7 protein-coding genes are annotated in these 11,376 nt (G+C 46.0%); 1 reads left to right on the top strand and 6 read right to left on the bottom strand.

What is annotated here, in order from left to right:
* Positions 1 to 302: 302 nt before the first annotated feature.
* From ACFQ2I_RS20485 to ACFQ2I_RS20460, 6 genes are all read right to left on the bottom strand, one after another.
* The gene (locus tag ACFQ2I_RS20485; RefSeq protein ID WP_377567578.1) at positions 303 to 3,005 is read right to left on the bottom strand and encodes a glycoside hydrolase family 2 TIM barrel-domain containing protein; all 2,703 of its coding nucleotides are present in this window, start codon (positions 3,003 to 3,005) and stop codon (positions 303 to 305) included.
* A gap of 162 nt (positions 3,006 to 3,167) precedes the next feature.
* Positions 3,168 to 4,799: a response regulator transcription factor gene (locus tag ACFQ2I_RS20480; protein ID WP_377567576.1), complete on the bottom strand. Its 1,632-nt coding sequence runs from the start codon at positions 4,797 to 4,799 to the stop codon at positions 3,168 to 3,170.
* The gene (locus tag ACFQ2I_RS20475) at positions 4,774 to 6,504 is read right to left on the bottom strand and encodes a sensor histidine kinase (protein WP_377567574.1); all 1,731 of its coding nucleotides are present in this window, start codon (positions 6,502 to 6,504) and stop codon (positions 4,774 to 4,776) included. The genes ACFQ2I_RS20480 and ACFQ2I_RS20475 overlap by 26 nt, the downstream gene beginning before the upstream one ends.
* A gap of 61 nt (positions 6,505 to 6,565) precedes the next feature.
* Complete coding sequence (locus ACFQ2I_RS20470; RefSeq protein ID WP_377567572.1) at positions 6,566 to 7,447, bottom strand: carbohydrate ABC transporter permease; 882 nt, start codon at positions 7,445 to 7,447, stop codon at positions 6,566 to 6,568.
* Between the two features lie 12 nt (positions 7,448 to 7,459).
* The gene (locus ACFQ2I_RS20465) at positions 7,460 to 8,350 is read right to left on the bottom strand and encodes an ABC transporter permease (RefSeq protein ID WP_377567570.1); all 891 of its coding nucleotides are present in this window, start codon (positions 8,348 to 8,350) and stop codon (positions 7,460 to 7,462) included.
* A 99-nt stretch (positions 8,351 to 8,449) separates the two neighbouring features.
* Entirely contained in the window at positions 8,450 to 10,135 is a 1,686-nt protein-coding gene (locus ACFQ2I_RS20460) for an extracellular solute-binding protein (protein ID WP_377567568.1), read from the bottom strand.
* A gap of 239 nt (positions 10,136 to 10,374) precedes the next feature.
* On the opposite strand from ACFQ2I_RS20460, the gene ACFQ2I_RS20455 reads away from it, so the two are divergent.
* On the top strand, positions 10,375 to 11,145 hold the full coding sequence (locus ACFQ2I_RS20455) for a hypothetical protein (protein ID WP_377567566.1): 771 nt from the start codon (positions 10,375 to 10,377) through the stop codon (positions 11,143 to 11,145).
* Positions 11,146 to 11,376 lie beyond the last annotated feature (231 nt).

The following is an 11,376-nucleotide window of genomic DNA, read 5'->3' as shown; positions in this document are numbered from 1 at the left end:
GCAAAATGGAGTTGTAAGAATCTCTTTGACTCATCAAATACGTTCTCAGTGTGATGCTTGGCCGTACCTATGTAAATAAGTAGATCATTCCGGGATGATCAACAGGTGACATTCCGGAATATTGACTCCATTGTCAATGGGCAAATTATGACAACCCTTTTCAATACGTTACAGATGAACCCTAGGGGTAGCGCCCATGGGCGCACAAAAATCGCCGCTCTTCTTCCATCAATGGAAGTGAGCGGCGATACTAGTTCTGTATTCCAAAGCAAACAAGTTTGTTATCCAGTTTCAGACTGGATTTAACGGGCAGCTCCGGCTTTCGTCCCGTAGACACCGAGAGAATAGATGCTGGCGGCTCCTTTAGACACGCTTAGAATTGTAACCCGTATAAAACGAACAGCTTCCGAGGCGAATACATCCGGCTTAATGTCCTGACCTGTCCCGAACTTCTCCAGACATGTCGTCCAGTGTTCCCCGTCTGCAGAAGTCTCGACTTTATATTCGTAGTTGGTGTTATCGCTTTCCCAAGCGACTTTGCATCCCGTCAGATCATATGTCTGCTCTAATTCGACCTCCAGCCATTGGGGTGTCGAGCTATCTGCTGCGCACCACCGGGTAATGAGATTGCTGTCGGTAACGGCGGCGGCGGGATATTGGGACTGTTCGGAGCTTGCTTTCACCGGTTTCATGTAAGCCAGATTATATTTGGAATCATGAGTTGAAAGCGGCTGCGGCGCCAGATCGACAGCATATTGCGGCTTATGGACAGGCGGCAATTGTTCCGGACCTGGAACATCGTTCCTGCAATCCGGCCTTGATGCAATCTGAATACTGTCGGACTGTAATCCCTCGGCGGAAGCAGTGACCGTAATGATGCCTGATTCAGTGGTTGCCTGGATTAGCACCCCGATCGCGCCGGCTTCAGTCTCAATGGGATTGGAATGCACTCTGGCTTCGCCGTCTCCCACAATGACGCCAGGCCCGTCTATATGGAATTGAACCTCGCGGTAAGCATCCGTAACGACTGTCCCCTGCTCATCGCACACCCATACTTGAACCAGAACAAGATCAGATCCATCCGCAACCAGATCGATTCCGCAGTCATCCACTTTTAGCTTGAAATGATGAGCCGCACCAGCTGTTCGAACCGAATGTGTGGCCGCATGCTGCCCATTTAAATATCCTTCTGCTCTTAATTCACCCGGTTCGAACGGAACGTCATCAAAAATAAATGGCGGATGAGGCAGCCCTGCGTATTGCGATGACGGCCTGCTCGTACTGATTTCTTTGCCATTGACGTATAGCGTCACGCTGTCACAGTTGCTGAATACGTAAACCCGGTTCGATGAGTCTGCATTCCAATCGTTCGCAATAAATAGAACAGGCTTATTCTCGATTCCCTTAATCTCTAGCTCCGGATTGCGTTGGCTGCTGTATACGTAGTAGGAAAATTTGGGGAATCTATAAAAATCCATCACGCCTGTAGCAGCAATATTAGGTACATAGCCTCGGTTATGATCGATGCCTGTCCATACGGCTGCACCGCTGGACCGCTGATTCAGAAAGTGATCATTCAAATAGGACAACCGTTCCAATGCGGAGATCAGCATACCCGACTCCCCGCCATTATAAAATCCTTTCGTTCCGCGCGAACATCGATTTTGTGTTTTTTGCGGCCCGAATTGTTCCCGGTAATTATCTCCGTATTCCCTTATAAAAATAGGCTTGGCGTCTCCCCACTCCTGCTCGCTGACACCGTTGCCATACCAAATATCGTATTGATCCGCTCCAGAGCTATGCATATCGCAAGCCGCATAGCATTGGTCTCCTGGATATTCTTCATGCGTCAATCGGTAAGTGATCCTAGCATACTCCTCCGAGTAATGCGTCTCATTAAGAATCGGCTCCCAGAACATGACGCAAGGGTGATTCCGATCCCTGCGAATCATGTCACGAACATCCTGATATGACCCCTCCTTGAACGTATCGTTGTCTCGAAACCATTGCCAGCCGGGCACAGGAACGACACACATGAGACCCACCTCATCACACGCGTCCATGAACGCATGGGATTGGGGATAATGACCGATGCGCACAAAGTTGAAGCCCGCCTCCTTCAGCTTTATCGCATCTCTCTTCTGCATGGAATCCGGCAGCGCGTCACCCACATATACATATTCCTGGTGCCTGTTAGCTCCATTGATGAGCAAAGGCTTGTGGTTTAAATAAAAGCCTTCGGAATCAAACCGCAACGTGCGAATTCCAATTCGCGTAGTGATCTGATCGATTGCTTGCCCTTCTTCCATCACTATGGTTACAAGGCAATACAGATAGGGATGATCTGGATGCCATAGCTTAGGATCTAGCACTTCCAATTTCTGATGATAGTGACAAGCTTCACCCACATTCAGTTCCAGACATTTCGATTCATACGAAGCGATCAACTGCTGCTCCTCGTCATAAAGCAAACTTCTGATTGAATAGGATCGATTGCTGGAATCCTCGTTATGCACATGAATTTTCGCGTTTATGACAGCAGATTCATCTGTGACGTGAGGATACGTAACAAAAATGCCGCCGCCTGCTATTTGATTGGCATAGACCGCATCCGTGATATGCAAAGTATCCGTTTCATAGAGCCAAACATGGCGATACAATCCCCCAAAATAACAAAAATCCAACTCTGACTGCGGTTTTCCAGGCGGAATATCCACAGCATCCGAATTGTCCAATCGAACCGCTATCACATTACTCGTTAGGCCATCAGCAATGACGTGTGAGCTAATATCCAACGTGAAAGGGAGGTAGCCTCCATGATGAATTCCCACATACGTTCCGTTCATCCAAATTTCCGCCGTATGCTTCGCGCCTTCAAATTCGACAAATAGTTTTCTGCCTCGGGAGCTCGGCTGCACATAAAAGTGCCGCCTGTACCAGGCCACTCCCTGATAGTTCAATCCGCCGCTGCAATCCGCCGGTTCGATTCGAACCGAATGAGGCAAATGGACAACCTCCCAATCATGATCCTCCGTTTCCGGTTGATATGCGTTTGGATAGTCTCCTCTAAAAAATCGCCAGTCCGAATCAAATCTTCTTTTGATCCTTGTCATTTTATCGTCATGTCCTCTCATCCAAAATACCTTAATCCCTATTGGCTGCACTCTCTATACTTCTCTATACTTGTCACGAAATGCCTGAGGCGTTAAGTCATAATGTCTTTTGAACATTTTGATAAAATAATTCGCGTTCACATAGCCGACTCGCTCTCCAATATCGTATACCCAGTCATCCGTTTCGATCAGAAGCGAAGCTGCTCGCTGCATGCGCTGCTTATACATGTATTCTGTAATCGTTTCGCCTGTTTCGCTCTTGTATATCTTGTTTAGGTAATCCGGATTAAAGTATAAATTTTCAGCAACCCATTCCACCGTAATGGCATCGCTTAAGTGCTTGTCGATAAACTGCCTGATCTGATCCACAATCGTTCGTCTGTTGTCTTGCCATTCCGTCATGGCGTAACCAATATATTTATTTAAGAGGGAGAAGGACCACACTTCCAATTGTTTCAGAGAAAAATCCAACGTTGTCGTAGGCGGTTTAAGCAGCGCATCCCCGACAATATCACCAAGCAGTACGCTATTTTTATGCGCGATGTGAGAAAACGCATGCGAGATATAGAAGTAAAGCTCCAATACATACTCTTGAGATGAGAAGGTGCCCGAATTGAATTTCCGGAAAATATCCTGTAGCTTCTCCGTAGCTTTATCCCAAGATCCGGTTTCAAGCAGTTGCAGCAGCGAAGGCTGTTCGTTCAAATAGTTAATGTGGATAGCCTCTCCCAAGCCGCCTTCCTCTTTGCTTTGAATAATCAAACCGCGTTCCTTGCCAATTCGCCTTCGAAATGCAGATAACGAATCCTCATACAATACGGGTAGATCATCAGCGAATGTGCCAAAAGGCGAAATCGCAATCGATGACGATAAGTTCAATAACTCCTGCACAACACGCTTCAATTCATAAATCTTTCGTTCGAGTAGATGAGACCACTCTTGCTGTTGATCTTCTTCTTCGGAGTTGCCAGGTCGTAATAACAGTAAAATAAAATCGTTCGGGTCCTTGCAAATCCATAAGTGAAAATGAGTCGAGGTAAGCTCTTCCGCAATATTACGGACTGCAAATTCAATTAATTCCCGGCTCTGTGGGTCGTATTTTGACTCCTCCCATTCAAACCTCATGGTGACGAGGGCAATAGGATCTCCTGTCTGAAAATGAAGCTCGTATCGTGAAAGTCGTTCGTTCAATTGATCTAGTCGATAAGACTTGCCGTTAATTAGTTCCTGGAACAGAGAGCTTTGCAGAAGCGACAAATTGGACTTCAACGTTAGTACAGCATTCTGATAAACGGAAACCGTCTCCCATTCTTGCCGAATCGTTGCCATCACTCGTTCAACAAGCTGCTCCAATTCATCATCCTTAACGGGTTTTAGCATATAATCCAGGGCGCCATATTGGACGGCTCTCTGAGCATACGTGAATTCATCATATCCGCTAATGACAATCACTTTTGTTGCAGCCGACACCTTAGAAGCTTCTTCGATCAGCTGCAGTCCCGACATTTCCGGCATGCGAATGTCCGTTATAAGCAAGTGGATCGTCTCGCTTCTTAACACTTCCATCGCCTCATACCCGGAATATGCCGTGAACACCTTCTGAACGCCATACTTCGCCCAATCCAATGATATGGATAAACTATCTGCTGCGTGTTCTTCATCATCCACGATCAGAATCTGGAACATGTTCTACCCTCCAATACAGCGTAGCCCTAATGCCTACAGAACCGGTCGCTTCCAGACGAACGCCAGCTTCATCTCCCAGGCGCAGCTTCATTCTCATATTTACATTCTGCAAGCCGCAGCCGCCGGAAGCTTCGGAAGCACTCACGGCGTTCATCTTCCGAACTATGACCAATAATTCCTCTTCTGTCACCTGAACACCGTCATCTTCTACAGCAATTGAATGCTCATCATTAAGACTCTCACCCACAATACGAATACAACAACTTCCAATACGCTGCTCAATGCCATGAATAATGGCATTCTCCACCAACGGCTGTACGATAAGCCGCGGGAGCTGGAGAGATAACATGCTTTCGGGAATATCAATCTCATACTTTAACTTCTTATTACGCATTGACTGGATCTCCAGATAGTGAGAGATGAGTTGAATTTCCTCGCGAACTGTCGGCATCTGATTATTCACTCGGGTCGTATAGCGGAAGTAATCACTTAGATGGTGAGCCATCGCGATGACCTCTTTATCTTGTTTTAATTTGGTCATGTTAATGATGAAGCTTAACGAATTATATAGAAAATGTGGATCGATTTGCGATTGCAGTTGCTTAAGCGTAGCTTCACGGGATCGAATCGTTTCTACGTACACTTTATCGGAGAGATCCGACACGCTCGTTGCCATCATCTCGAAATTTCGATTCAACAATTGAAACTCATTTACCGAATCTGCAGCAGACAACGTCCGAAGTTCTTCCTTCGTCGCCTTCAACGTACTTCGAATCAATCGCCTCATCGGCAGCTGCACATTTCGATATAGCAGCGCAACCGCGGCTGCTCCAAGAACGAAAAACATCGACATAAAACCATAAAACAGCTTCTGATCAGCTACAATGGGATTCAAAATCTCCGATAACGGGATAGAACTGATCAAATACCAGCCCAGTGTATTGGATTTGTCATACGAAACGATATAATCGTCGGAGTCGATTGAGATCGTCGTGTAGCCTTGTTCCTCGGAAGGGATGACAAGCTGAGACATCACGGCTTGAATGTGAGCGCGGTCCGGCATTAAAGAACTTATTACTCGGCTGCCATCGGTTAAGAAATGTTCGCCTTTCCCTTCCGTCTTCAATTGACTTAACAAGTTGGACAAGTTAAGGGCATCTACACTTGTTTCCACGATCACTTGGGCACCTCTGTCTTCCCCCAAGTACGGATAACCGATATGGCGATAAAATTGGCCTCGGTCGTCCACTTCCCGATACATCCAATTCAATGCATAGTTTTCGCTCCATTTGTTTTCTTCATAGCTGCCAATCGTTGAATCCGTAGACACAACTGTTTTCAATTCAGGAAAAAAAAGACTAACACTGCTCGACCAGTTCGTTGAAGACTGCTGCACAATCAATTTGCTCATCAGATTATTTTGAATCATGGCTTGGTCGTAGTATGTTTTGTATAAATATAGATTCATGAGCTCCAGCACCGTTGGATCACGGCTCAATGAGATGCTGCTCGTCGTAATTTGATCCATCGTCGTATCGATCTGGTAGAGGAAAAAAGCCGAACGATCCTGACTTGTCTTCGTCAATTCCTCTCTAATAAAAACCACACTCCGCTGGTGAGAGAAGGAATACATGAAACTCACGAAAAGCAGCAAAGGAATAATAATGAACAGAATTTTGGTGAACGTATTCATTTTCAGCTTCATGATTCACCTCATAACCATAATTATTCCTTATCTTATCATGGTTGTATCTGCAGGGCGTAATCTATTCCTTCACCGATCCAAGTGTCATCCCCTGCACGAAATAACGTTGCAAGAGCGGATAGACAATCAGAATTGGAATAATGCTCATGAAAATTTGCGCCGTTCTGAGCGTTCGGTCCGAAACATTGCTTAATGTCTCCGGATCTACATACGTGTCTGTCGAGCCAACATTGGCCCCCGCGGTCATCTGTTGAAGCAATGTCGCAAGCGGGTAGTCGCTCATATCATTTAAATAGATGAGACCGTCAAACCAGGCGTTCCACTGGCCTACTAGAGAAAACAACGAGAGTGTGGCGATCGACGGCAATGAAAGCGGCAAGTAAATGAGAACCAACGCACGGAAATAACCCGCTCCGTCAATGAACGCGGCCTCCTCGAGCTCTTTCGGAATACGGCGGAAGAAGTTCAACATGAGAACCATATTGAATACATTTACCGCACCCGGCAGAACAAGTGCCCAAATCGTATTTCTCAGCCCTAAATTAACAACGAGCAGATAATGCGGAATAAGCCCGGCGCTAAACAACATCGTGAAAATAAAAAACCAGGAGTAGATCGTGCGGCCCGGGAAGACCCGATTTTCTTTCGAAAGCGGATAGGCGGCTGTCGCACATAGCACCATTGAGATCGCCGTCCCGAGCACGGTCCGATTCAAGGAGTTCCAGAACGACTTAACAAAAAAGGGATTCTCAAACGAAAGAACATAGGAATCCCACGTAAATTCAACAGGCCAAAATTGAACGATATTGGCCGTTGCCGCAGCCTTTGAACTCAGTGAGATAGCCAGAATATGAATAAACGGAACAATACAAAGCAGTGAAATGATGACCATAAAGGTAATATTCAAGACAGTAAATATACGATAAGAAGTAGAATACGGCATAGTAACCTCCCGTTAAAATATGCGATAGTCAGCGTACTTGTAAGCCAGTCGATAGAAAATAACGAGAAGAATGGTGCTAATGACCGATTTAAACAATCCAAAAGCCGTGGAGAAGCTGAACTGTGAACCTAATATGCCTTGACGGTACACAAACGTATCGATGATATCCCCTTTGCTATAGACCAGCGGATTATACAAATTAAATACCTGATCGAAGCCGGCATTCAGAATATTGCCAAGCGACAATGCGCCAAGCAGAACCGCAATCGGCACGATGGACGGAATCGTGATATGAAGTACCTGCTGCCACCTGTTCGCTCCGTCCGATGTCGCCGCTTCATATAGCTCCGGATTGATGGAGGTAATCGCCGCTAAGTAAACAATCGTCGAGAAGCCGAATTCCTTCCAGATGTCGCTGACGATAATCGTAGTCCGGAACCAGTCTCCATTCTGCAAGAAAGGAATCGCTTCGAAGCCGAGCGCAGTTATGAACTGATTGGCAAGGCCGCTGTTAATGGACAATATATCGGTCAAGATACCGCCGAGAATAACCCAAGACAAGAAATGGGGCAAGTAGACGATGGTCTGCACCGTTCGCTTAAAGAACATGACCCGGATTTCGTTTAAGAGAAGTGCGAAAGTAAACGGAACGATCAGGCCGGCCACGATTTTGCTGAACGCAATAATGAACGTGTTCCAGATCACTTGTTTGCTATCCGGGTATTCGAATATAAATTTGAAATTATCCCATCCTACCCAAGGCGAATTGGCAATGCCAAACCATGGCTTGTAGTCCTGGAACGCAATGACCAAACCACCCATGGGGATATATTGAAATATAATTAAAATCAAAACAGATGGTAAAACGAGCAAATGCAGAGGATAAACGCGTTTCCACTTCATCCCTTTTTGCCTCCTTTGCGATTATGTCAGCATCTTAGATGCATGATGGAAAATCGGACTGCCGCCATCACATGACAGCGGCAGTCGGATGGAACAGCTTTACTTCGTCGTGTTGTACCACTCGTTGACTTCGGTAGTTACTTGGTCGCCTCCGGCTTTCTTCCAATCTTCAACGAACTTGTCGAACGCATCAAGAGGCAGTTCGTTATACACGATCTTCAGGAAGGTTTCCCGCTCCATCTTCAGGAGCAGTTCACCCTTCTGAGCCAATGTCTTCGTCGGCTGGCCTTGGAAGGCATTCTGCATGCCTTGTGCCGCTTTATTTTTGGCATCCAGAGCATAAGCCTTCAATCTTGCAAGCGGCCATTGCGAAGCCATGATCTCATTGGGTAATACCGGTTCTTTGCCCGCAAGCAGATCATCGTACATTTGCGAATTATCCTGCGGAATCGCATAATTGAAGGTGAGCATATAGTCATTCATGCCGAAGCTATCCGGCTTCTTCAGTTCAGGCGCATCATATACCGGCTTCCCGTCAACCAATATATAGTCAAGACCTTCTTCTGCGCCGTAATAGAATGGGCTATCTTCCGCATAAGGCCTCATCATGATATCTAAATATTTGAAGAACGCATCCATATGCTGGAAGTCTTTACTGAACAGATACGCATGATTCGTCTTGGCCGCAGCCGTACTGCCGAACAGCCCTTCCGGCCCTTTCGGAATCGGATACGCTTCGACAACGCTTACATCCATGCCCGCTCCTTTCATCGGCCAGTTAGGAGAGTAGGAAGGACCAACGTAAATACCCGATTTCCCTTGGGTGAAGCTCTCAGCTGCTTTCGTGTTATCCAGAGTCCCCAGCGCTTTATCCAAGTAACCCTTGTTGAACCATTCCGCCAGCTTCCCGAGCGCTGTTTTCACAGAAGGATTAATGGAGCCATACTGAAGTGTGCCGTCTTCCGCTTTGTACCACAGTTCTGGCATTTTTCCATACGCGCCGAATACGAAATCCGCAGTCGCCGTCCACGTAGCCAGTTTATCTTTGCCCGCGAGGGAAATGCCGATCGTATCATTTTTACCGTTTTGATCCGGATCCTGATTCGTGAATGCATCCAGCACCTGCTCCAGCTCATCAATCGTGGTAGGCGCTTTCAAATTCAAGTTGTCGAGCCAATCCTGACGCATGAACATGATAGCGTTTGTTTCCATGTTCGTCAGTACGGGAAGGCCGTAATTCTTCCCGTCTTTTCTTACGCGAACCCATAGATCGGGATCATTCTCGAATGTCGCTTTTAACCGTTCCGGAGCATACATCTCGAACGCTTCTGTGATATCCATGAATCTTCCGGAAGAAATAAACTCGGAAATGAGTTCGTTATGAACCAACATGATGTCCGGCATTTCTTCATTCCCTGCTAGCATCAGTTTTTGCTTCGTTTGATAAGCTTCCGTATTGCTGACGCCCCATAGAAACTTCAGATCAATGCCAAGATTCTCTTTCACCCAACGCGAGTGGAAGTTGTCGGTCATCGTATCGCCTTCGGGGTACTTCGTGTCTGCTGAGAGATGCGGCGTTACCGTCGTAATAGTGACTGGTGGATCGAACTTTCCGTCTGAGTTCGTTGGGCTGGTTTCTGTAGGTGCAGCAGTGTTGCCCTCGGCTGGCTGAGTAGCTCCGCCAGAATTTACATTGTTGTTGCCCGATGAACATGCAACCAACATGGAGACCACTGTACCTAGCACTATCGCAGCATTCAAAACTTTACGTTTTTTGATTGCCATACATCTTCCCCCTATCTAATTTAAAAGCTCACTTTGATTATAAAATCATTCCGAACTCGCATCGATAGAAACAATCCGATATTGATGGTACATTTCCGTCCATGTGTGACAGAGGAATATTCATTACCGGTGAATCAGAACAAAAGAGATGAACAAGCAATATGTTGATGGTAAGATTAGCATCATAAAAGAAGAGTCGTAAATGCGTTTTCAGACGCACCTTAAGAAGGAGGGATAGCATGTCCAGTCCAGTTTTAGCCAAACATGCCCTGTGGTGGTGTACCGTTCTTGCACTCAGTATTCTGTTTATCTTTTGGGCTTATCGGACAGGAGATGCTCTGTATCACAATCACCAGCTACGCACGCAGTTTCCTGCATCTACAAGCGCTAGTCCCTATCAACAGAAAATTCCGATGGAGCAGATGGATCTGACCACATACACCCCTCTTTTTCCTATGATTTTTACAGCAGCTGGCTATTCTTTGACTCATCGTATAGAAACACCTGTGACTTTAAAGTATTATACTAAAATCCCAACGGATGAAACTGCTGTGACTTTGGAAATCGTTAAGGGCAGTACAATCGTGGCTATTCCAGAAGGTACAAAGGGGGCTCCATTTCTCGAGGTGGGATACGGATATACGAGCTATCCGACATATGAGAGAGATTGGCGTTACGTTCGCCCTTTCCATACAACCGAGGGTTTGGATCAGGCCAACAACGAACAATTTTACTATATACACATAAGTAGCCTTGAAGCCGTGCTGGATAAAGTGATAGAAGTGAACAAACCGTTTCGTGCCGAAATACAACAACAACGGTGGAGCCAAGAAAAAGGGAAGCATTTCCTCGCACGCTACATTGATAATGCGTTATACCAGAATGGCGCTTACCTATCACCCGATTTGGTCCACCGGGTACTAGATCGTTGGAATACGATACTGCTTAGTGCAATCGGGGTGATTATCGTTGTTTTTATAGTAATCAGAAGCACTTGGTTCAGGAGATGATTCCTTTTGTCTGAAGTTGGAGGTAGATATTTTAAGCATCGAATTCACGGAAACCGACTTTTCTTCTTTTAATATCTCCAGCACTAGACGCGTACTCCCTTCTCGCGGTCTAGTTTCTATGTAGCATCATGACTTATGCAGTTCAATCCAAAACCAGGTAATTCGATAAGAGTCATAAAGATATCATCAAAGTTCACGAAAACCCCTTGACTTTCTGGAATCGCCACAATA

Origin of the sequence: Paenibacillus chungangensis, from assembly GCF_042675905.1 — a bacterium.
Lineage (GTDB): Bacteria > Bacillota > Bacilli > Paenibacillales > Paenibacillaceae > Pristimantibacillus > Pristimantibacillus chungangensis.
The sequence above is the reverse complement of the archived record's forward strand: the minus strand, read 5'-3'. Positions and strand labels throughout refer to the sequence as shown.